The 21,206-nt window shown below is 68.8% G+C and carries 16 protein-coding genes and 1 tRNA gene; 2 read left to right on the top strand and 15 right to left on the bottom strand.

The window, feature by feature from the left end; all coding sequences use genetic code 11:
* Nucleotides 1-27: 27 nt before the first annotated feature.
* From pknB to AB0F86_RS16790, 7 genes are all read right to left on the bottom strand, one after another.
* Nucleotides 28-1,917, bottom strand: coding sequence for a Stk1 family PASTA domain-containing Ser/Thr kinase (pknB, locus tag AB0F86_RS16820; protein WP_181698192.1), 1,890 nt, complete (start codon nucleotides 1,915-1,917; stop codon nucleotides 28-30).
* Entirely contained in the window at nucleotides 1,914-3,404 is a 1,491-nt protein-coding gene (locus AB0F86_RS16815) for a serine/threonine-protein kinase (protein WP_356984745.1), read from the bottom strand. The genes pknB and AB0F86_RS16815 overlap by 4 nt, the downstream gene beginning before the upstream one ends.
* Nucleotides 3,405-3,441: 37 nt before the next feature.
* Nucleotides 3,442-4,905 carry a penicillin-binding protein 2 gene (locus AB0F86_RS16810; protein ID WP_067495172.1) on the bottom strand — a complete coding sequence of 488 codons (1,464 nt, stop codon included), beginning with the start codon at nucleotides 4,903-4,905 and terminating at the stop codon, nucleotides 3,442-3,444.
* Nucleotides 4,902-6,374 (bottom strand): FtsW/RodA/SpoVE family cell cycle protein, encoded by a 1,473-nt coding sequence (locus tag AB0F86_RS16805; protein WP_067495175.1) that lies wholly within the window; start codon nucleotides 6,372-6,374, stop codon nucleotides 4,902-4,904. The genes AB0F86_RS16810 and AB0F86_RS16805 overlap by 4 nt, the downstream gene beginning before the upstream one ends.
* The gene (locus AB0F86_RS16800) at nucleotides 6,374-7,816 is read right to left on the bottom strand and encodes a PP2C family serine/threonine-protein phosphatase (protein ID WP_067495178.1); all 1,443 of its coding nucleotides are present in this window, start codon (nucleotides 7,814-7,816) and stop codon (nucleotides 6,374-6,376) included. Before AB0F86_RS16800 ends, AB0F86_RS16805 begins: the two co-directional genes overlap by 1 nt.
* Nucleotides 7,813-8,289 (bottom strand): FHA domain-containing protein, encoded by a 477-nt coding sequence (locus AB0F86_RS16795; RefSeq protein ID WP_067495180.1) that lies wholly within the window; start codon nucleotides 8,287-8,289, stop codon nucleotides 7,813-7,815. Before AB0F86_RS16795 ends, AB0F86_RS16800 begins: the two co-directional genes overlap by 4 nt.
* Before the next feature lie 165 nt (nucleotides 8,290-8,454).
* Nucleotides 8,455-9,846, bottom strand: coding sequence for a DUF3662 and FHA domain-containing protein (locus tag AB0F86_RS16790; protein ID WP_181698189.1), 1,392 nt, complete (start codon nucleotides 9,844-9,846; stop codon nucleotides 8,455-8,457).
* 218 nt (nucleotides 9,847-10,064) lie between these two features.
* Here AB0F86_RS16790 and AB0F86_RS16785 point away from each other — a divergent pair.
* Nucleotides 10,065-10,147 (top strand) — tRNA-Leu (locus AB0F86_RS16785).
* A gap of 57 nt (nucleotides 10,148-10,204) precedes the next feature.
* Here the strand turns inward: AB0F86_RS16785 and AB0F86_RS16780 are convergent.
* Both AB0F86_RS16780 and AB0F86_RS16775 read right to left on the bottom strand, forming a co-directional pair.
* Nucleotides 10,205-10,843, bottom strand: a complete 639-nt coding sequence (locus tag AB0F86_RS16780; protein WP_356984742.1) for a methyltransferase domain-containing protein — start codon at nucleotides 10,841-10,843, stop codon at nucleotides 10,205-10,207.
* Nucleotides 10,844-11,544: 701 nt separating this feature from the next.
* Nucleotides 11,545-12,570, bottom strand: a complete 1,026-nt coding sequence (locus AB0F86_RS16775; protein ID WP_356984740.1) for a stage II sporulation protein M — start codon at nucleotides 12,568-12,570, stop codon at nucleotides 11,545-11,547.
* 18 nt (nucleotides 12,571-12,588) lie between these two features.
* Here AB0F86_RS16775 and AB0F86_RS16770 point away from each other — a divergent pair, with 18 nt between their 5' ends.
* Nucleotides 12,589-13,335: an RDD family protein gene (locus AB0F86_RS16770; RefSeq protein ID WP_356984738.1), complete on the top strand. Its 747-nt coding sequence runs from the start codon at nucleotides 12,589-12,591 to the stop codon at nucleotides 13,333-13,335.
* Nucleotides 13,336-13,426: 91 nt separating this feature from the next.
* On the opposite strand, the gene AB0F86_RS16765 is transcribed toward AB0F86_RS16770, so the two are convergent.
* The 6 genes from AB0F86_RS16765 to AB0F86_RS16740 form a co-directional block, all read right to left on the bottom strand.
* Nucleotides 13,427-14,722: a DUF58 domain-containing protein gene (locus AB0F86_RS16765; RefSeq protein WP_356984737.1), complete on the bottom strand. Its 1,296-nt coding sequence runs from the start codon at nucleotides 14,720-14,722 to the stop codon at nucleotides 13,427-13,429.
* A gap of 2 nt (nucleotides 14,723-14,724) precedes the next feature.
* Nucleotides 14,725-15,711, bottom strand: a complete 987-nt coding sequence (locus tag AB0F86_RS16760) for an AAA family ATPase (RefSeq protein WP_067644085.1) — start codon at nucleotides 15,709-15,711, stop codon at nucleotides 14,725-14,727.
* A complete protein-coding gene (locus AB0F86_RS16755; RefSeq protein ID WP_225281656.1) occupies nucleotides 15,708-16,724 on the bottom strand; it encodes a DUF4129 domain-containing protein in 1,017 nt (338 codons plus the stop codon). The genes AB0F86_RS16760 and AB0F86_RS16755 overlap by 4 nt, the downstream gene beginning before the upstream one ends.
* Nucleotides 16,721-17,581 (bottom strand): hypothetical protein, encoded by an 861-nt coding sequence (locus tag AB0F86_RS16750; RefSeq protein WP_356984734.1) that lies wholly within the window; start codon nucleotides 17,579-17,581, stop codon nucleotides 16,721-16,723. The genes AB0F86_RS16755 and AB0F86_RS16750 overlap by 4 nt, the downstream gene beginning before the upstream one ends.
* Nucleotides 17,582-17,618: 37 nt before the next feature.
* Entirely contained in the window at nucleotides 17,619-19,172 is a 1,554-nt protein-coding gene (locus AB0F86_RS16745) for an adenylate/guanylate cyclase domain-containing protein (RefSeq protein WP_356984733.1), read from the bottom strand.
* Nucleotides 19,173-19,338: 166 nt separating this feature from the next.
* Entirely contained in the window at nucleotides 19,339-21,105 is a 1,767-nt protein-coding gene (locus AB0F86_RS16740) for a DUF4407 domain-containing protein (RefSeq protein WP_356984731.1), read from the bottom strand.
* Between the last annotated feature and the right edge of the window lie 101 nt (nucleotides 21,106-21,206).

Raw genomic sequence — 21,206 nt, 5'->3', positions numbered from 1 at the left:
GCTAGCCCAAGTCTAGGCCCGCGAGCCTCACCGTGGAATGGGTGAGGCCCCTACCTGCAGGATCACATTTCCGCTCATTGTCACCGAGGTGCCCGCCGGCGGGTTCTGCCCGACGACCTTGCCCGAGGCGCTGCCGTCGAGAGTGATGACCGTCGTCTGGCTGAGCTGACCGGTCCAGCCCTGCGCACGCAACTTCTCCTGGGCCTGGGTGGGGGTGAGCCCGGTCAGGTCAGGAACGGTGATGCGGTCGCCGAGGGACACCTGCACGGTGATGGTCGAGCCCTTCTCCGCGTTGCTGCCGCCCGCCGGGCTCGTGGAGAGCACCTGGCCCTTCGGCTGGGGCGAGAGCACCTCCTTGACCTCCACCTTGAACCCGGCGCTCACGGTGAGGTTCGGTTCGGCGACGGAGATGTCCTGGCCGACCACATCGGGCACCCGGACCTGTTCGGGCCCGCTGCCGATGACGATGACGATCGGCTGCTCGATGTCGATGCGCACGCCCGCGGTCGGTTCCTGCCCGATCACCCGGTCGGTGTCGGCGACACTCGACGCGCGGCGCTGCACGTTCGGATCCATCTGCAGCCCGGTCGAATTCAGCGCCTGCTCGGCCTCGGCCTGGGTCATCCCGAGAATGCGCGGCACCGCGACCTGCGCGGGTCCGGTCGACACCTGCAGGGTGACGGTGCTGCCCTCGTCGATGCGCGACCCGCCGAGCGGCTGGGTGGCGATCACATTGCCCGGCGCGACCTTGCCGTCCGGTTTCTGCTGCACGGCCACGCTGAAACCGGCCTTGACGAGCTCGGATTCGGCCTGCTGCGCGGTCTTGCCGGACATGTCCGGCACCGCGACCTGGTCGGGCTTGCTGCCCGGACCGATCAGCACCCAGAACATGCCGAACGCGACGGCGAGCGCCGCGGCGACGCCGAGCGCGATCAAACCGGTGCGATTGCCCTGCTCGGCGGGCGGGCCGACGGCCGGGTGTTCGGAGGTGTCGTCACGGTCGTGGAACCGGCGCGGCGCGGGCTCGTCGTAGCCGGCGTAGTCCTCGTCGTTCATCACCATCGGCGCGCTCGGCTTCTGCCCACCGAGCACCCGGATCAGATCGGCGCGCATCTCCGCGGCGGTCTGGTAGCGGTTGGCCGGGTTCTTGGCCATCGCCTTGAGGATCACCGAATCGAGCTCGCGCGGGACCGCCGGATTCACCGACGACGGCAGCGGCGGGTCTTCCTTCACATGCTGATAGGCGACCGCGACCGGCGAATCACCGGTGAAAGGCGGCTGGCCGGTGAGGATTTCGAACAGCACACAACCGACCGAGTACACGTCCGAGCGCGCGTCGACGGTCTCGCCGCGCGCCTGCTCGGGGGAAAGGTATTGCGCCGTACCGATCACGGCGGCGGTCTGGGTCATCGGGTTGGAGCTGTCGGCGATCGCGCGCGCGATGCCGAAGTCCATCACCTTCACCGCGCCCGCGCGGTTGATCATGATGTTGGCGGGCTTCATGTCCCGGTGGACGATGCCCGCCTTGTGGCTGAAGTCGAGTGCGGCGCAGACATCGGCCACGATCTCCATCGCCTTGCGCGGCGCCAGCGGACCCTTGCCGCGCACGATGTCGCGCAGGGTGTCGCCCTCGACGTATTCCATGACGATGTAGGGCAGCGGCCCGTCGTCGACGGTGGCCTCCCCGGTGTCGTAGACCGCGACGATGGCCGGGTGGTTCAGCGCGGCCGCGTTCTGCGCCTCGCGCTTGAAGCGCAGGTAGAACGTTGGGTCGCGGGCCAGGTCGGCGCGCAGCACCTTGATCGCGACGTCGCGCGAGAGGCGCACGTCGCGGGCCTTGTGCACCTCCGACATGCCGCCGAACCCGATGATCTCGCCCAGCTCGTACCGCGAGGAGAGATTCTTCGGGGTGGTCATTGCTGTCCTATGTTCGGGCCTACGGCGTTGTTGTCCTCATTCGGAAATGGTAGATCGAAGGTGGGGATACGCGGCTTGTCCCGGGTGGTGGTCGCCGCCGCCGGTTTCGTGGTGGTCGGCGCGGGTTTGGTCGTCTTGGGAGCGCTGGTCGTCGGCTCCGGTTTGGTCGTCGTCGGTTCCGGCGTGGTGGTCGGCGGTTCCGTGGTCGTCGTCGGTTCCGGCGTGGTCGTCGTCGGGCGGTCGGGTTGCGTAGGCGCGGGTTCCTCGGAGGTGACCGGCGGCGGCAGCGGACGGGTGGTCGTCACCGGCGGGGCGACCGGCGCGGTGGTCTGCACGGTGGTTGTGGTCGGGCCGGTGTCGCGGTTGGGCTCGCCGCCGAACAGCAGCCAGATCACGCCACCGCCGAGCAGCAGCGCGCCCACACCCAGCGCGATCAGCCATTTCTGGTTGTTCTTGGAATCGTTGGTCGCGGCGACGGCGGCGGGCGCGGCGGCCTGTGTGGCCGGGCCCGCGTATCCGCCGGTCGGCGGCTGATTGCCGAAACGCATGGTCGCGCCGTCGTAGTCGGCGGCCGGAATCACGGTGGTCGGCCCGGGCGGCAGCACCCGGGTCGCCCCGGTCATCGAGGCGCCCGCACCACCTGGCACGGGCGGCATGTGCCCGGCGCGCACGGCGGCGACAGCGTCGGCGAACTCGCCACCACTGCGGTAGCGCTGCGCCGGATCCTTGGCCATGGTGATCGCGATCAGCTCGTGCACGTTGGCGGGCAGATCGGCGGGCAGCGGCGGGGGTGCGTCGCGCACGTGCTTCATGGCGACGGTGATCGCGCCCTCACCGGTGAACGGGCGCACGCCTGCCAGCGCCTCGTACCCGACCACACCGAGGGAGTACACGTCGGAGGCGGCGGTGGCGTCTTCGCCGACGGCCTGTTCGGGGGCGATGTACTGGGCGGTGCCCATCACCATGCCGGTCTTGGTCACCGGCGAGGCGTCGACGGCCTTGGCGATGCCGAAGTCGGTGATCTTCACCTGACCGGTCGGCGTCACCAGGATGTTGCCCGGCTTCACGTCGCGGTGCACCACACCCGCGGCGTGGGCGACCTCGAGCGCGCGTCCGGTCTGCTCGAGCATGTCCAGGCCCTGGATCACCGACAGCCTGCCCATGCGGTTGAGCACGGCGTTGAGCGGTTCGCCCTGCACCAGCTCCATCACCAGGTAGGCGGTTTCGCCGCCGGACGGGTCGGTGGTCTCGCCGTAGTCGTAGATGCCCGCGATCCCCGGCGCGTTGAGCTGCGCGGTGGTGCGTGCTTCGACCCGGAACCGCTGACGGAACGTCGGGTCGGCGGAGAACTCGGTCTTGAGGACCTTGACCGCCACCCGGCGATCGAGCCGGGTGTCCATCGCTTCCCACACCTGACCCATACCGCCGGTGGCGATGAGCCGCTGCAGGCGGTAGCGGTCGGCGATCATGGCGCCGTTGTTCAGCATCGGGGCCCCCGTGTTGTCACTCGCACACTCATTTCGTTCAGCCCCCTGCCAGGCCTGCGTCCAGTACCGACCTGGCGATCGGTGCGGCCACCGAGCCGCCGGTCGCCGCCAGCGCCCGGTCGCCGCCGTTCTCGACGATCACCGCGATGGCGATCTTCGGGTTCTGCGCGGGCGCGAAGGCCATATACCAGGCATGCGGCGGGGTGTTACGGGGATTGCTGCCGTGTTCGGCCGTGCCGGTCTTGGACGCGATCTGGTACGGCGACCGGCCGCCGCCCGCGGTGTTGGCTTCGGAGGCGATCATCAGGTTCACCAGGCTCGACGCTACCTGTGGACTCACGGCCTGGCCCACCGAGAAGGGCTCGGTCACACTCAGCTCCGACAGGTCGGGAGCCTGCGTCTGGTCCACCAGGTACGGCTGCATCCGGGAGCCGCCGTTGGCGATGGTCGCGGCGATCACGGCGACGTCGAGCGGGGTCACCGCGACATCGCGCTGACCGATGCTGCTCTGGCCGAGAGCCGCGTTGTCGGGGATCGGCCCGACCGTCGACTCGGCGACCGGGATCGGGACACCGCGGTGCGGGCCGATCCCGAAGGCCGCGGCCTGGTCCTTGAGTTCGGCGGCGCCGACCTTCATCCCCAGCTCGACGAACGCGGTGTTGCAGGACCGCCGGAAGGCCTCGGTGAGCGAGGCGGTCGGCTGGTCACCGCAGGTGGCGCCGTTGTAGTTCTCCAGCGTGGTCCTGGTGCCGGGCAGGGTGATGTTGGGGGCGGCGGTGAACTGGTCGTCCACACTCACGCCGTTGGCCAGCGCGGCGGCGGTGACGACGGCCTTGAAGGTGGAACCGGGCGGATAGGTCTGCGAGACCGCGCGATTGAGCATCGGCTGGGACGGGTCGTTCTTGAGCCGGTCCCACGCCGCCCGGCCTGCCGCACCGTCGTGGCCCGACAGTTCGTTGGGGTCGTAGCTCGGGGTGGAGACCATCGTCAGGATCTTGCCGGTGCTCGGCTCGATCGCCACCACCGAACCGGTGTAGCCCTTGGCGGTCATCTCGTCGTAGGCCACCTGCTGCATCACCGGGTTCAAGGTGGTGATCACATTGGCGCCGCGCGGGTCGCGACCGGAGAACATGTCGACGAGCCTGCGCCCGAACAGGCTCGAGTCGTTGCCCGAGAGCAGCGGGTCCTCGGCCAGCTCGATCCCGGTTTTGCCGTACTGCATCGAGTAGAACCCGGTGACAGGGGCGTAAGCCGGTGGGCTGCTGGGGTATTGGCGCAGGTACTTGTACCGGTCGTCGGTGGCGACCGAACCGGCGAGCACGGTACCGCCCGCCGAGATCTGGCCCCGCTGGCGCGAGTACTCGTCGAGCAGTACGCGCACGTTGCGTGGGTCGGCGCGCAGGTCGTCGGCCTTGACCACCTGCAGATAGGTGGCGTTCACCAGAAGCGCGACGACCATCACCATCACGGCGACGGCGACCCGGCGTAGTGGAGTGTTCATGCGCTCGCCCTGCCTTCCGACCTGCGCAACAACTCGGTCGACGCCTCGGCGATCGGCGCCGGTGCGCGTTTGCGGGTCGGCGCGGGCGCGCGGGCGGCGTCGGAGATCTTGATCAGCAACCCGAGCAGCGCGTAGTTGGCCAGCAGCGAGGAGCCACCGTAGGAGATGAACGGTGTGGTCAGACCCGTGAGCGGGATCAGCTTGGTGACGCCACCGACCACCACGAAGATCTGGATGGCGATGGTGAACGACAGGCCCGCCGCGAGCAGCTTGCCGAAACTGTCGCGCACGGCGAGCGCGGTGCGCAGCCCACGCACGATGAAGATCAGGAACAGCATCAGCACCGCGGCCAGGCCGATCAGGCCGAGTTCCTCACCGATGGTGGTGACGATGAAGTCGGTCTTGGCGAAGGGCACCTGCTGTGGACGCCCGCTGCCAAGGCCCGTGCCCGCCAGGCCGCCGGTGGCGAAACCGAACAGCGACTGCGAGATCTGGTAGCCGGTGTTGTGGTAGTCGTCGAACGGGTGCAGCCAGGTGTCCACGCGCACCCGCACATGCCCGAAAAGCTGGTAGGCGAACACGAAACCGAGCGCGAGCAGGCCGCCGCCGATGAGCAACCAGCCCACCCGTTCGGTCGCGATGTAGAGCATCACCAGCACCGTGCCGAAGATCAGCAGCGAGGTGCCGAGGTCCTTTTCGAGCACCAGCACACCGATGCACACGACCCACACGATCAACACCGGACCGAGGTCGCGCGGCCGCGGGAACTCCATGCCCAGGAAGTGCTTGCCCGCGGCGGTGAACAGGTCGCGCTGGGCGACGAGCACACCCGCGAAGAAGATGATGAGCAGGATCTTGGCGAATTCGCCCGGCTGCACACTGAATCCGGGGAGTTTGATCCAGATCTTGGCGCCGTTGACTTCGGAGAACCGGCTCGGCAACAGTGCCGGAATCGCCAACGCGATCAGTCCGACCAGGCCTAGTGTGTAGGTGTAGCGCGCCAGCGTGCGGTAGTCACGCAACACGATGAGCAGGCTGATGAACACCACGATGCCCAGGCCGGTCCACATGATCTGCTGGTTGGCGTCCGGGGACGGGATGGGGCTCGAGTCGTATGCCGCCTGCTGCGCGTCGGCGAGGTCGAGGCGGTGAATCAGGACGAGACCGAGACCGTTGAGCAGCGCCACGATCGGTAGCAGTAGTGGGTCGGCGAACGGCGCGAACCGGCGAACCGCCAGGTGCGCCACCCCGAACAGCGCGAGGAACGCCACACCGTACTTGGCGATGTCCCAGGTGATCGACTGTTCCTGGCTCGCCTCGACGATGAACAACGACACCGTCGTGATACCCGCCGCGCCCGCCAGCAGCAACAGCTCCTGGTTCCGCCGCGTCGAGGGCGGCGGTGCGGGCGCGAATCCGCCTGGGGGACTCGGGAAAGCCCCCGCCGACGGTGGTGCCGGTGCGGACATCAGTCCGTCACCCGGCAGTTCTCCCCTGAGATCTGCGGGGAAGGTGTCGGGGCGGGCGTAGTGGTCGGTGCAGGCGTCGGTGTCGCCGTGGCGGGCTGGTCACCCGGGCCGGGCGCGGGCGCCGGGGTGGCAGGCGGAACCTCGGTGGGCAGCACACCCGGCTGCGGCACCGATTCCTTCTTGGGGCACGGGTCGAGCACCTCGCCGGTGAGCCGGCGCATGCTCTCGCGGGCCTGGGCCAGCGAATCCGGCGGCAAGCTGCGCTCCACCTGGTCGCGGCCGGTCTGCTTGAGATCGCTGACCATCAGCTTCTTGCAGCCGTTGGGGGCGGTGGCGCCGACCTCGAGGAGCGTGATCTCGTTCTTGCTGTTCACGCAGGCGGTGAGCTCCACGTCGTGGATGGCGTAGCCGAGGATCGAACCGGGCAGGCCGCGCATCACGACCACCTGATCGTTGTCGGCGCCCACGTAGTAGTTGCTGCGAATCATCTTGTAGCCCACCACGAGTCCCACCGCGACGGCCACGATCAAGGCCACCGACAGCAGCAGCCAGCGCAGCTTGTGCGACTTGGTCTCCGGCGGCGGAGGAGCGGCGGCGGCGCGGCGCGGCTGGGCACGCGGTGGACGCATGGCGGCGGCGCGGCCGGCCGCGGTGTTCGGCGGCGGCGCGTCTTCCTCCTCCTCGGTAGAGGCGGCACCGGCGACGATCGGATGACTCTGCCCGTAGTCGAGGTCGATCACATCGGCGACGACAACGGTGACGTTGTCGGGACCGCCCGAGCGCAGAGCCAATTCGATGAGCCGGTCGGCGCACTCGTCGGTATTGCCCTCGCGCATGGTGTTGCCGATGGTCTCGTCGCTCACCACGTCCGAAAGTCCGTCGGAGCACAGCAGATACCGGTCACCGGCGCGGGCTTCACGCATGATCAGCGTCGGCTCGATCTCGTTGCCGGTGAGGGCACGCATGATGAGCGAACGCTGCGGGTGGGTGTGCGCCTGCTCGGGCGTGATGCGGCCCTCGTCGACCAGCGACTGCACGAAGGTGTCGTCGCGGGTGATCTGGGTGAGTTCGCCGTCGCGCAGCATGTAGGCGCGCGAGTCGCCGATGTGCACCATGCCGAGCTTGCGGCCCGCGAACAGGATGGCGGTGAGCGTGGTGCCCATGCCGTCGAGTTCGGGTTCGGCCTCGACGTGGTCGGCGATGGCGGCATTGCCGGAACGGGTGGCGCGGTCGAGCTTGCCGAGGATGTCCTCGCCGGGTTCGTCGTCGTCGAGATGCGCCAGCGCGGCGATCATCAACTGGGAGGCGACTTCACCGGCGGCGTGTCCACCCATACCGTCGGCGAGGGCTAGCAGGCGAGCGCCCGCGTAGACCGAATCCTCGTTGTTGCCCCGGACGAGTCCGCGGTCGCTTCGCGCGGTGTAGCGCAGAACAAGTGTCACGATCGCAGCTCGATCACTGTTTTGCCGACCCGGACAGGAGTGCCGAGCGGAACACGGACGGCGGTGGTGACTTTCGCGCGGTCGAGATACGTGCCGTTGGTGGAACCGAGGTCTTCCACGTACCAGTCGTCACCACGCTGAGACAGTCGCGCGTGCCTGGTCGAGGCGTAGTCGTCGGTGAGTACCAGCGTCGAATCGTCGGCGCGGCCGATGAGGACCGGCTGCGTGCCGAGTGTGATCCGAGTGCCGGCTAGTGAACCATGAGTCACCACTAGATACTTGGCGCCCTTCTGGCCTCGGCTCAGGGATGGCAGACCGATGGAACCACGCGCTCCGCGTGCGGCCCTCGGCTGTATCCGGATGCCGGATGCCGCGTAGATATCGCTGCGCAAGGTCCGCAGAACGGCCCAGACGAACAACCAGAGCAGCAGCAGGAACCCCGCGCGGGTCAATTGCAGGATCAATCCCTGCACGGCGTTCCACCTCCTGTTCGCCCGGGTACGTCGGTACGGCAGGGGACGAAGTGACCCCCACCAGCGTGCTGGCTTGCGGGCCCCGAGGTCGGGGCCGTGCGTGTGATGGCAGCATCATAGGGCCGACGGCGTCGACACGTGACCTGCACCGCGCAGCTTACGGGATCAGACGATCCTGATCAGGATCTCGGAATGTCCGGCCCGGATGACGTCACCGTCGGCGAGCTGCCAGTCCTGTACCGGCGAGCCGTTGACCAGCGTGCCGTTGGTGGAACCCAGGTCGGAGAGCATGGCGGTCTGACCGTCCCAGCGGACCTCGATGTGGCGGCGCGACACACCGGTGTCGGGCAGCCGGAAGTGCGCGTCCTGGCCGCGGCCGATGATGTTGGAACCCTCACGCAGCTGGTAGGTGCGGCCGCTGCCGTCGTCGAGCTGCAGCGTGGCCGAGTAGCTGGACTGGGCCGGGGCACCGTAACCACCCGCGGGCTGGCCGTAACCGGCTTGCGGCTGGGCGTACCCACCCTGCTGGCCGTAACCGGCGGGCTCCTCGTAAGCGGGCTCGGCGTAACCGGCCGCCTGGGCGCCGTAACCGGAGGACTGACCGTAGCCGGGCTCGGCGTAACCGTTCTGGCCGTAGCCGCCCTGCTGGTCGTAACCGGGTTCGGCGTAACCCTGCTGGCCGTACCCGGGCTGCTGGCCGTAGGCCTGCTGCGGATCGGCGTAACCCTGCTGACCGTACCCACCCTGCTGGTCGTAACCCGGCTCGGCGTAACCGGGCTGGCCGTAACCACCCTGCTGGCTGTAGGCCTGCTGGCCGTACCCGCCCTGCTGGTCGTAACCGGGCTCGGCATAGCCCTGCTGGCCGTACCCGGGCTGACCGTAGCCCGGCTGCGGGGCCTGGTCGTACCCGTTGTGGTACTCGCCGCCCTGCTGGCCGTAGGCGGGGTCGTAGCCGGGCTGACCCTCGGGCGCGCCGTAGCCACCGCGGCCGTAGTCGTCGGCAGGCGGATAGGGAGCCCCAGGCGCGGCGGGCGGCGGTGCGTACCCGCGGTTGCGTGGATCGGACTCCGCGGGCTCTCGGCTTGGCTCGTAGCCTGAGTTGTGCGTCATGGGGCCAGCTCCTGGTTGCGGGTGTGCGGGTCGTTGTGGCGGTCCGGGGCGAGGTGGGACGGTCCCGCGACCGGCGTCGGGGTCGACGCGGCCGCTCGCTCTGAACATTCCGGTGTGCAGCGTAGGTGATGCCTCGAACGCCACGTGCACTTCGCCGTAGGTCTGCCAGCCCTGCTCGCGGATGTAATCCTGCAGATGTTTGGCGAACGCCTTGGTCGTCAGGTCGTGATCTGCGTCGAGTTTCCCGAAATCTGATTCGTTGATCGTGATCACATAACTGTTGGGTGCGAGCTGATGCCCGCCCTCCAGATCCTGGATCCGATCTGCGGCTTCGCGCTGCAGCGCGGCCTCTACCTCCTGGGGAACGACGCTGCCGCCGAACACCCTCGCGAACACGTCACCGACGGCGCTCTGTAAGCGACGTTCGAATCTCGACACGATGCCCATCACAGCCCTCCCTTCGGTGCGCGTGTCCGTCCTGTCGGAGTGCCCTTTACGGCGTGTCCGAACCCGACCACGTTCCTTGCATGATATCCACGATCCTCCTACCAGGTAACTCCCGGCGCAGCGCCCCGGTTCCCGAGCTGTGCAGGTTCACATCACCGCAGGTCAGGGGCCCGATTTTATTTTCGGGTGGCGAGCATGTTAGATTTTTCGAGTCGCTCGGGCGAGTGGCGGAATGGCAGACGCGCTGGCTTCAGGTGCCAGTGTCCGTAAGGACGTGGGGGTTCAAGTCCCCCTTCGCCCACAGAGAGCAGAAGGCTCGATCCCTCGGGATCGGGCCTTTTGTCGTTTCCGGCGACGCTCACCCCTTGCGCGCGACGAGTAGGTGGAAGGGGAACGGCGGGCCGGGCAGGGTGCGCTGTTCGACCGTGAAGCCGGCACCGGTGAGCGCGCCCGTCACCTCGGCCACCGGGCGCAGCGTGAATCCATAAGGGGTGAAGGGCATCCGGGCCATACCGTCCGGATCGCCGATGCCGATCACGGCCGTGCCGCCGGGCCGGAGCACGCGATCGAGTTCGGCGCACGCGGCGGGTAGGTCGTCGAGGAAGTAGACGGTGTTCACCGTGATCGCCGCGTCCAGGCTCGCATCGGGCAGCGGCAAGGCGGCGAGGGTGCCCTCGGCGAGCACGAGCCGATCCTCGGCCACCTCCATGGCGTAGGTGCCACGGGCGCGGGCGAGCATGTCGGGCGAGGGTTCGATGCCGTGCACCACGCCGTCCGGGCCGACTCGCTCCAGCAGCATCGCCAAGCCCGCGCCGCCGCCGAAGCCGATATCGGCCACATCCGCGCCCGCGGCAGGGGCGGCGCCGTCGACGGCGCCCGCGATGGCGCGCTTGTTCCCCCGATTGAGGAGCAAGGCCACCACCTTGCCGAGTGGTCCGTGTGGATTACCGAGCTGGCCGGCAACGATGGTGAGCAAACGGTCATTGACCCCGGTCATGTCGTCATCGTAGGGCTTCGCTATTCCGGGGCGGTGAGGCGAAGATCACAGCGCGGTAATCCGGCTGTCTTCCAGCTGTTTCACTGCCCGTCTCGAGCCGTTCGGGAGCCGCTGCGCAACTTGTCAGCCGCGCAGTAAGTAGCTGCATGGCAGGTGATTCGACCTGATTGCTAGTTGTTGATCATGTTTGCAGCCTTGTAAACAAACTTAAGGTTTCTTTTAAGGCGCCACGTATCGCGCAAACCGAAATCCGGTTGCTGTTGTCGCAGGTTATCGGCTATGCGCGGGGCGTGGTCGGGGGTGTGGGCAATGGGTAGCAATATTCCCTTGACCGCGCCATCGAACGCATGGGACTCATGGTCCCAGGTTTGCCGAAGGTGAATTCCCGGTGTGTGCAATTGCCTTCCCGGCGAAGCGCCAGGAGTTAGCTGTAGTTGTGGAGAGCGGGCGCTTCACAGGTCTTCGCAGACCCGCACTCGATACCCCTAACCTGCGCGTAGGGGGTTGCATGGGCATAACGATTGTGTACAGTTAACGGCAACGCTGGCCGCAGCTCGAGCTCGACTCGCTGCGGCCAGCGGAACTCAAATCGGGGGAGTTCACCAACTCGTAACCTCACGTAGCTGTCGATTGCCCAGTGGGCTCACAGCCGAGGTGTGCTCGGAGTTGCCTGCCGCACAAATGCACGTGCAGATGCGTGATCACGCCCGCGCGGGAGCCTTCGGCAGCCATCGCAAGGCCGGATCGGGCATGGCCTCGGGGAGCGCGGAAGCGGCGTCCTGTTCTTCGGCGACCCGGCGGCCCACCACGAACACATAGGCGAGGAACAATCCTTCGGCCAGGAAGCCGAGAGCGATGCGCACGGGCGCGGGCAGGCCGCTGGGCGTCACGAATCCCTCGAGCAATCCACACACCAGCAGCACCGCGACCAGACCGAGCGCGACCGTGGCAGTCGCCCGGCCCTGCCGTGCCATCGCGGCGGCCCGGCTCGACCGACCGGGATCGACCAGCGTCCAGCCGAGCTTCAAGCCGACACCGCCCGCCACGAACAGCGCCGTGAGCTCGAGCGTTCCGTGCGGAAGGATGAAACCGAAGAACGAGTCGAGCCGGTCGGCGTCGGCCATCAATCCACCGGTTATCCCCAGATTCAGCGCGTTCATGAACAGGGCATACACAGCCGGGAGAATCAGTACGCCGGTGAACAAGGCGATCGCCGAGACCCAGGAATTGTGGGTCCACACCTTGGCGGCGAAGGCGTCGTTGGGGTGTTCGGAGTAGTAGGTCTCGAACGAACCCCCAGGTCCGGTGATGATCGAGTGATCGCCCTCGGGAATCCCCAGGGCTTCGCGGGCGCCCGCCGAGTTGTCCACAAGCACCGCGATCACCGTGCTGACGAGCAGGAAGATCGCGGTTGTCCCCAACCACCACGGCCACGCTCTGTACACAGTCGCCGGAAAGCCCCTGGTGAAGAATCGGCCCATCTCGCGCCACGGCTGGGAGCGCGCCGCGAGCACGCGCCCACGCGCGCGGGCGAGCAGCGCGCTGAGCCCGGCGAGCACCTCGGGATCGGCCCGATGACCCTGCAGCTTGGCCAGCTGCTGGGACGCCGAGCGGTACAGGGCGATCAGTTCGTCGGCCTCGGCCCCGGTGAGCCTGCGCTGACGGACCAGCTGATCCAGCCGATACCACGACCGTTGACGCGCCCAGCTGTAGGCATCGGTGTCCATATCGGGAATGCTAGCCACATGGCCGAATTCACCACCGGCGAAGCGGTGGCGCTCGAACTTCCCATCGCGCGTATCCCCAGCCGTGCGGGCGCTTTCCTGCTCGACCTGATGCTGCAGCTGACGCTGGCCTTCTGCCTGTTCTACGCCGGGATGCTGCTGCTGTTGTGGAGCGCCGCCGACGAGGCGTGGATGTCGGTGCTCGCGGTGGTCACCATCGTGACCGTGCTGGTCGGTTATCCGGTGTGCAGCGAAACCCTCACGCGCGGACGCTCCCTGGGGAAGATGGCGTTCGGGCTGCGGGTCGTTCGCGCCGATGCGGGCCCGACCGATTTCCGGCACGCGCTCACCCGTGGGCTGGCGGGGGCGATCGTCGACTTCTGGATGCTCGGTGGCTTCGGCGCGGTCGCGGTGATCACCTCGCTGTGCTCACGCGAGGGCAGGCGCGTGGGTGACGTGCTCGCGGGCACGGTGGTTGTGCACACCCGTCAGCAGCTTCCCCGGCCCGCGCTGGCGGCCGCACCCCCGTGGCTCACCGGCTGGGCCGCGCAGCTCGACCCGACCGGCCTGTCCGACGACCTCGCGACGGCCGCACGGCAGTACCTCACCAGGTTGCGCACCCTGACACCGGCCGCCCAGCACCACCTGGGGACGAAGCTGGCCGAGTCGATGTGCGCGGCGGTCCGCACCCAGGTGCCCGCGGGTTATCCCCCGTACCACGTGATCGGCGCGATTCTGTCTCGGCGCCAGCAGCTTTCGCTGCGCTGAGAAGTTGTCCACAGGCCCATCCTGTGGACAACCTGTTGGTGAATCGGTGCATGAACTGTGAGTGCCGGTGGAAACTCCGGCTGTCCACAACTCAGAGCGAACCGGACCGCTTGAGCTCCAGATACTCGTCGGCCAGTGCCTCGGGCAGCTGATCCGGTGCGGCGGTGACCACCGCGACCCCGCGCCTGCGCAAGGATTCCCGCACCACCGCGCGCTCGGCCAGCACGGTCTCGGCTGCGGCCGAGGTGTAGACGGCATCGGCGGTTTCCCGGTCGCGAGCGGCGGCGGCGATGTCGGGGTCGGTCACCGAGACGATGAGCACCCGGTGCCGTCGGGTGAGCGTCGGCAGTGCGGGCAGCAGGTGTTCGGTGACCGTCGGACCGTCCAGACTGGTGAACCACACGATCAGCGCCCGCCTGCGCACCCGGGCGAGCACGGTGCGAACCAGGCCGTCGGTGTCGGTATCCACAAGCTGCGGCGTGACCCCGGCAAGGGTGTGCATAAGTTTCATCGGCAGGCCCGCACCACCGGCGCCGGTCACCTCCGCACGCACCGTGCGGTCGTAGGCCAGCAGGTCGACGGTGTCGCCCGCCGCGCCGGCCAGCCCGCCGAGCAGCAGGGCGGCCTCGATCGCGCAGTCCAGCCTGGTGCCGTCGCCCACCCGGCCCGCGCTGACCCGGCCGGTGTCGAGCACCATCAGCATGTGCCGGTTGCGTTCGGGCCGCCAGGTGCGCACGAGCACATCGGTGGCGCGCGCGGTGGCCCGCCAGTCGATGCTTCGCACGTCGTCGCCTGCCACGTACTCCCGGAACGAATCGAATTCGGTGCCCTGACCACGGGTATTGGCGACATTGCGGCCCTCGAGGTGATGCAGCCGCTTCACCTTCGACCGCAGCAGGCGTTCGCTGCGGAAGGCGGGCAGCGCGCGGACGCGGGCGGGCGCGTCGACGCGAGTCTGCCGCCCGGCCATGCCGAGTGGTCCGAGCAGGCGCAGTGTCACCGGACCCGCCACCCGGTCACCGCGATATACCGGATTCAGCTTGGTGCGGAACCGGATCCGGGTGTTCGCTGCCAAAGCCAGGCGGCGCGTACGGTATTCGGCGCGCGCACTCTCGGGCCACGCATCCCAGAGCAGCCCGCGAACCGCGGTGGTCCCCGTATTGGTCACGGCGAGTCCGACTTCCGTCTCCCGGCCCAGCCGGACGACGGTCAACGGTTCGCGCGTCACGGTCAGTGTGTTCGGGCGGGCGGCCAGCGCGACATCGATCAGCAGGACGACGAGCAGCAGCGAACTCGCGCCGAGCACACCACCGAACGACGGAACGGCGAACATCACCAGCGCACCCGCCATCGTTGCGAGGAGCGCGAACCGGCCTGTGACGACCACCGTTACACCGGAACCGGCACCGAGCCGAGCAACGACGCGAGCACACCCTCGGCGCTCACCCCGTCCAACTCGGCCTCCGGACGCAACTGCAGACGGTGCCGAAGCACCGGAACCGCAACGGTTTTCACATCGTCGGGGGTCACGTACCCGCGTCCGTTCAGCCAGGCGAAGGCGCGGGCTGCGGCGAGCAGCGCGGTGGCGCCACGGGTCGACGCACCGTGCGCGACGGCGGGCGAGGACCGGGTGGCCCGGCACAGGTCGACGATGTAGGCGAGTACCTCGGGACTCACCGTCACCTGGCCCACCGCGGCCCGCGCGGCCGCGATGTGCGCGGGCCCGGCGACCGGGCGCAATCCCGCCGCACCGAGGTCGCGTGGGTCGAAGCCGTTGGCGTGGCGCTGCAGGATGCGGAACTCGTCGTCGCGTTCGGGCAGCCGGATGTCGACCTTGAACAGGAACCGGTCGAGCTGCGCCTCGGGCAGCGGATAGGTGCCTTCCTGCTCGATCGGGTTCTGGGTGGCGATCACCACGAACGGGTCGGGCAGCGGCCGGGGCTGCCCGTCGACCGAAACCTGGCGCTCCTCCATCGATTCCAGCAGCGAGGACTGCGTTTTCGGTGGGGTGCGGTTGATCTCGTCGGCCAGCAGCAGGTTGGTGAACACCGGCCCCTGCCGGAAGGTGAACTCGGCCGAATGCGGGTCGTAGATCTGCGACCCGGTGACATCACCCGGCATCAGGTCCGGCGTGAACTGCACCCGGGCATGCTCGAGGTCGAGCGAGGTGGCCAGCGCACGCACCAGCAGCGTCTTGGCCACGCCCGGCACACCTTCCAGCAGCACATGCCCCCGGCACAGCAGCGCGAGCACCAGATACAGCACGGCCTGATCGTTACCGACCACCGCCTTCCCGATCTCGGTACGCAAGGCGGCCAACGCCGCCCCGGCCTCGGCCGCGGTCGGCGTCTTCTGCAGGACAGTGTTGTCGGTCATCCGAGCTCCGTCTCGATCCATTCGAGGTGTGCGGCAACGTGGTAGAGGGTTGATTCGTCGGGCACCGGGCCGAACAGTACGGTGCCGATCTGGGGGGCTGGGGTGCCGAGGCGGGTGGCGACGGTCGCGACGAGTTGGTCGTCGGTTGGTGTGCCGAGGCGTGGTCGGATTCGGCGCAGGGTCGCCGAGCGCAGGATGTGGGCGACGTAGGCCACGTCGCCCGAGCGGCGGTACAGCCCGGCCTGGCCGGCGAGCAGTTCGTTGGCGGCCACCTCCACCGGGCGCGGTTCGCCGACGAGTGCGCCGCGCCTGCGGGCCCGCCACCACACCACGACGGCGAAGGCGATGAGCAGTTGCAGGCCGCCGTAGGCCAGCCAGCCCGGGAGGGTGCTGAAGATCGAGTCGCTGCCCGCGGGATCGGGGAGGTCGTCGGGCCGGTCCGGTGGGCTGTCGATGTTCGGTGGCGGGTCGGGCGGGGTCGGTGCGTTGGGCGCGCCGCAGGATTGCAGGCCCGCGTACAGGAGCACGCCGAGGAACAGAATGCCCGCGAGGACCGCCCAGAACCGTGGGTTGCGCAGGATCGCCGGAAGCGGTGGAAGTTGTCGGCGCGGTGCGGGTTCGGTGTCGACGATCTCGATGTCGACCGGCTCGGCGGCAGGCGGTGGCGCGTGCTGGGAATAGCGGTCGGCGTATTCGAGGTGGCGGTATTCGTCCTCGGTGGCGCGGCGGCCGCCGTAGACGACCTCGTCGAAAGTACTTGCCGCCGGATGTAATTCGGCGGACTGTTCGGGTGGGAGGGTGAGGGTCGCGTCGTCGGCGGTTTCCTGCGCGGTGCGTGAGCGGCGCACCGGCAGGCTGCCGTTCTGTTCCAGTCCACGCAGGACCGCACGGAAGCGTTCCCGTACGGCACGGTCGAAATCGCGGCGGCCCGCGGCGTTCTCGGCTTCGGCGCGATGGTCGGCGGCCGGGCCGAGCCGGGGCGGGGGCGGGGGACCGATCTGGTTGTCGTTCATCGGTTCTCACCCGGAATGCGGATGTCGAGCCCTTCGCGGACGCAGCGGCGGTCGATATAGCAGAGCACCCGGCTGGTTGATTCGACGATCTCGGCGACCGTCACCACCAGCAGCAGGCCACCGACGACCAGCGTGATGAAGGCCCATCGGTGGGTGCCGGAGAAGTCCGACAGAAAGAAGGGGATGCCGAAGGCGGGCACCGCGAGCACGGCGAACAGCACCCGCTGGGTGAGCCAGAGACCGCCGATGCTCCAGTTCGCGCCCTCCACCAAGTCTTTCGAGCGGGCAACCGCCTGCCGGTAGCCGGCGTTCTCGGCGATGATCGCGGGTTCGGTGACGAATCGGCGGGCACGCAGATTCGACAGCCAGATCAGGGCGAGCGGATAGGTGATGACGAGCAGGCTGCCGACCGCCAACACGCCGATTCCGATGAGCGAGAACATGATCTGCGCGAGCACGAGCGGCCCGCCGTGGTGTGCGGCAGTCCGAAGGCCGGACCGCAGGTTGATGCGGGCGCCGGAGAAGTCGGCCAGCACGAGGGCAACGGTCACATCACGCAACACCAACCGCGACAACCACCCGAACGCGGCCGTTGCCAGCACCACCGCCCACGCGGTACCCGCGTCGGAGCCGTCGGTGAGGTGCGAGACCACGCCGGTGATGCCGAGTACACCGAGTACGGCGAGGGTGAGCGTTGCCCCCGCGAGCGCGGCCAGCGGCCGGATATGGGCTTGGATCAGGGCGAACGGCTCGTCGAGCAGTTCGCGAAATCGCAGGGGGCGGATCGGGACCGTCGGCGTTTGTGCCGGATCGATGCCCGCCCCGACGGCGCCGACCGTGGTCACGGCGGGGCGCACGGCCCGAGTCTAGCGGGGCCGGGTCGGGGGAGTGGGTTCACGGAGTGTGCGGAAGGGCGAGGTGGGTGGGTTCGAGGCGGCCACGCAGCGTGACCTGCTCGCCGAGGGTCCAGTGGTTCGCTTCGGTCGGCGCGGACTTGGTGAGGGTGGTTGCGGAGGTGAGCAGGCGTTGTTCGTACTGCTTGGACAGTTCGCACAGGCGGGCCGCCTCGTTGACCGCATCGCCGATGACGGTGAACTCGTAGCGGTTGTGGGTGCCCACATTGCCCGCGACCACGCGCCCGGCGGCGACGCCGATGCCCGCGTCCAGGTCGGAGGTGTCGCGCAGGCGGCGCTGGATGGCGCGGGCACACGAAAGGGCCTCGCCCGCCGCGTCTTCCAGCGGCGCGGGAGTGCCGAAGATGGCGAGGGCGGCGTCGCCTTCGAACTTGTTGAGCAGACCGCCGTGGCGTTCCACCTCGTCGACGACGATGTCGAAGAAGCGGTTGAGGATGCCGACGATCTCGGGCGCGGGAAGGGTGGCGGCCATGGTCGTGGAGCCGATGATGTCGATGAACAGGGCGGCGGCCTCGGTTTCGGTCCCGCCGAGGACGGGGCGTGAGGCGATGGCGGCCATGGCGACATCGTGGCCGACGTGTTTTCCGAACAGGTCCTCGATCATGGCGCGTTCACGCAGGCCGTGGACCATGTGGTTGAACCCGCTCTGCAGCTCACCGAGTTCGGTGCCGTCGTAGAGCGCGATCTCGGCGTCGAGGTCGCCGTTCTCCACCCGGCGCAACGCCTGGCGTACGCCACGGATCGGCGCGACCGTCGCGGCGACGACCTGCGCCATCAGCAGCATGCCGAACAGCAGCGCCGAGCCGCCGAGACTGAGCACGCACACGGCCAGGCGCGCCTTGCTCACCTGGGGATCGGCGAGTGCCCAGATGGCGACGACCATCGCCAGCGCCACCGGCACACCGACACCGACGAGCCACGACAGCATGGTGCGGCCGAACACGCCGATGCCGCGCCGGCGTTGCGGATCGGCTTGCAGCACCCGCGCGGTGACGGGCCGCAGCGCGAATTCGACGATCAGATAGCTGTTGGCGCACACCACGATCGCGGCCGACCCGATGGCGAGGATGAGTTTGGGGATGAGCCCCGGCTCGATCACGCCGTACACGACGGTGAGCACGATGAGCGCCAGGGTCCACAGCATCGCCTGCTGCAGCACCATCCAGCGCGGTGCCGAGACGGTGACGCGCTGTTCGGCCGGTGTCGGCACGTGCTCGGGGTCGGTGGCCCAGCGCATGGTTCGCAGCCCGGCGACGGTTCCCCACACCGTGCCGATCGCGAGCGCGGCCACCGCGCACAGCGGCGTGAAGACCGCGTTCACCAGCAGCAGCCGCCCGGTGAACATGCTCGGCCCCGGCAGCACGAATCCCGCGAGCACGATCGTCATCGCGATGCCGATGAGGTTGGCGATGAGCAGGGGAGCGGTGAGCAGCAACTGCACCCGCACCCGGCGCATGGCCGCCTTCTCCTCGGCGGGACCGAGCAGGGGCGAACCCCAGGGCGAAGACGTCCCGGAGCGTACGTCGCTGATCACACTCGAACTGTAAACCGAATCACCCTGAACAGGCGACCTTGTTAGCTAGGTCACCGGCGAATCCGGTACGTATAACAACTGATGGTCGCGCGTTTTGTCGTGCGCACCCGGAGGTCGTCGGTGCGATCGATCACCGCTGACGCCCAGTGAACAGATGTCCACTGAGCTATCGAGCAGGCGGCAGCTGACGCTGTCGGCCACCCGGCAGCTCCTGCGCGTCCGACCCGGCCAGTTCACCCTGCCCGGCGGCGGGCAGCGCCGTGCCCTGTCCTGCGGGCAATGCGGTGTAGCTCGGCTGCCCAGGGTACTGCCGCGGATCCGGGTGGTAGTTCCGGCCGGGCGCGTCCACCACATTCGACGCGATCTGCTGCGCGTACGGGTTGTACTGCGGCGGTGGATAACCCGCGGGCAGGTAACCCTGCTGCCCGGGCGCCTGCTGGAACTGCTGCTGCGGTGCGTGCTGGAACTGCTGCTGCGAGTCCTGGGTATCGACGGTCACCTTCCGGCTGCGGCGCAGCGTGAAGGTCACCTCCTCGACCTCTTCGAACGCCTGTCGCGCCGTCCGCAGCGGATGCGTGGCCGAGTCGATGGCATTGGCCACGAACGACGGGACGAGTGGCCGGATCCAGCGCGCGGCGGTGTCGGTGAACGGCACGGTCCCGATGATCGGCAGCTCGAGTCCGCCCCCGGTCGGCGCCTGCGGCGGTGCCTGCTCGGCGGGTACCAGCGCACCGGCCTGGCCGTGCGGCAGGGCGTGCGGGAGGTATCCGGCGGGCAGCTGCTGCTGCGAAGTCGGTTCCAGAGCCACGGACTCGTCCTTTCGATGCGGCTCGGTGTACCCGAGCTCGAAACCGCCGATCGCGGCGATGATCCTGGTTCGCTGACGTTCTCGATCGATCACGCCGTCGGCCTCGATGGCCAGCCGTTGCGAGTCGAGTTCCTGGTCGGCCCGCAGCACCGCCGTCTCGGTGCGCACCTCGGCTTGTTTCACCGCGATGGCGGCGTCGGCGGCGCGTTCGGCCCGGTCGGCGATCTCGTCGGCGGCGACCTTGCGGTCCAGCGCGGTCTCCCCACGCCACCAGCGCAGCAGCAGCGGCAACAACGCCAGCGCGATTCCCGCGACGAGCATCAGCAGGCGAAGCGCGGCGCCGCCGAGGTGATCGGCGGTGTAGCCGTTCATGGCCAGCCAGCGGGCGCCGATCCCGCGATCGCCCTCGGCGAAGGCGTCGGCGCGGGCGGCGGCCAGCTCGGCCGTTTCGGCGCGTACGCGCTGGTCGAGGCCGTCGGTGCGGGCCTGTGCGGCGGCGAGCTGCTTGCGGGCGTCGTCGAGCATCTCGTTGGCGGTCTGGGCCTCGGGTCCACGACCGGGAACACCGGTGATGCGGGTCTGCGGGCACTGCGGGGTCGGATTGAACTCGCAGCGCGCGATCACCAGGTTGCGGTCGATATCGGCCTGCGCGGTCGCGATGGACGCGTCGAGCGCGGTGCGGTCGGCGACGGCGAGGTCGTACTCGGCGCGCGCGGTGACGACAGCAGGCGCCTGTTCGGCGTCGGCGTGGGCGCGCACGTCAAGCTCGCGGTCGACGGTCCCGCCGAGCAGCACGGTGGTGGCCAGCTCGGCCACGAACACCCCGGCCAGCACGCCGACCCCCACGCGTGCGGCGGTGCCGCGCCGGTCGTCGGTGGTGTTCCTGGTGGCAAGCGCCCGCCCGATCGCACCGGCCGCCACGGCGGCGAGCAGCGCGAGCACGGCGACGAAGAAGAACCCGATCCCGTCGGCCGCGGCGAGCGCGACGGCGGTGACCAGTCCCGCGACCACGGCGAACAGCGCCACCGCGGCGCCGGTGACGACATATCCGGCGTTGTCGGGCCCGTTGTGGTCGCGCGAAGGCGTGACGAGGCCGCCGCCGAGCCAGGCGAGTGTGCCGGTCATACCTTCTCCCCGGTTCTTTCGCGTGGCGAAACTGTCATGGATTCGTGGTGTCAGCGTGACAGGCCCGGCGCCGCCACACCGAGCGGCGAAGCGGTATTTGT

The sequence above is a fragment of the Nocardia sp. NPDC023733 genome (assembly GCF_040639775.1).
Lineage (GTDB): Bacteria > Actinomycetota > Actinomycetes > Mycobacteriales > Mycobacteriaceae > Nocardia > Nocardia rosealba.
The sequence above is the reverse complement of the archived record's forward strand: the minus strand, read 5'-3'. Positions and strand labels throughout refer to the sequence as shown.